Source organism: Pantoea sp. EKM20T, assembly GCF_011800485.1.
Lineage (GTDB): Bacteria > Pseudomonadota > Gammaproteobacteria > Enterobacterales > Enterobacteriaceae > Pantoea > Pantoea agglomerans.
Genome location: NZ_JAALFW010000032.1, coordinates 1 through 1,421 on the forward strand (window position 1 = coordinate 1; position 1,421 = coordinate 1,421).

The 1,421-nt window shown below is 54.0% G+C and carries 1 rRNA gene; it reads left to right on the forward strand.

The features are described 5' to 3' along the window. Positions 1–1,401, forward strand: a 23S ribosomal RNA gene (locus HFD94_RS22745); the annotation flags it as partial. Positions 1,402–1,421: the final 20 nt, after the last annotated feature.

Here is a 1,421-nt window from a genome sequence, read left to right on the forward strand (position 1 = left end):
TTAACGCTGAGGCGTGACGACGAGGCACTACGGTGCTGAAGTGATAAATGCCCAGCTTCCAGGAAAAGCCTCTAAGCATCAGGTAACACAGAATCGTACCCCAAACCGACACAGGTGGTCAGGTAGAGAATACCAAGGCGCTTGAGAGAACTCGGGTGAAGGAACTAGGCAAAATGGTGCCGTAACTTCGGGAGAAGGCACGCTGGCGCGTAGGTGGAGGGACTTGCTCCCCGAGCCGAAGCCAGTCGAAGATACCAGCTGGCTGCAACTGTTTATTAAAAACACAGCACTGTGCAAACACGAAAGTGGACGTATACGGTGTGACGCCTGCCCGGTGCCGGAAGGTTAATTGATGGGGTTATCCGCAAGGAGAAGCTCTTGATCGAAGCCCCGGTAAACGGCGGCCGTAACTATAACGGTCCTAAGGTAGCGAAATTCCTTGTCGGGTAAGTTCCGACCTGCACGAATGGCGTAATGATGGCCAGGCTGTCTCCACCCGAGACTCAGTGAAATTGAACTCGCTGTGAAGATGCAGTGTACCCGCGGCAAGACGGAAAGACCCCGTGAACCTTTACTACAGCTTGACACTGAACATTGAGCCTTGATGTGTAGGATAGGTGGGAGGCTTTGAAGCGCGGACGCCAGTCTGCGTGGAGCCAACCTTGAAATACCACCCTTTAATGTTTGATGTTCTAACGTAGGCCCGTAATCCGGGCTGCGGACAGTGTCTGGTGGGTAGTTTGACTGGGGCGGTCTCCTCCTAAAGAGTAACGGAGGAGCACGAAGGTCAGCTAATCACGGTCGGACATCGTGAGGTTAGTGCAATGGCATAAGCTGGCTTGACTGCGAGAGTGACGGCTCGAGCAGGTGCGAAAGCAGGTCATAGTGATCCGGTGGTTCTGAATGGAAGGGCCATCGCTCAACGGATAAAAGGTACTCCGGGGATAACAGGCTGATACCGCCCAAGAGTTCATATCGACGGCGGTGTTTGGCACCTCGATGTCGGCTCATCACATCCTGGGGCTGAAGTAGGTCCCAAGGGTACGGCTGTTCGCCGTTTAAAGTGGTACGCGAGCTGGGTTTAGAACGTCGTGAGACAGTTCGGTCCCTATCTGCCGTGGGCGCTGGAGAATTGAGGGGGGTTGCTCCTAGTACGAGAGGACCGGAGTGAACGCACCACTGGTGTTCGGGTTGTCATGCCAATGGCATTGCCCGGTAGCTAAGTGCGGAAAAGATAAGTGCTGAAAGCATCTAAGCACGAAACTTGCCCCGAGATGAGTTCTCCCTGACTCCTTGAGAGTCCTGAAGGGACGTTGAAGACTACGACGTTGATAGGCCGGGTGTGTAAGCGCAGCGATGCGTTGAGCTAACCGGTACTAATGACCCGTGAGGCTTAACCTTACAACGCCAGAGGCGTTTTT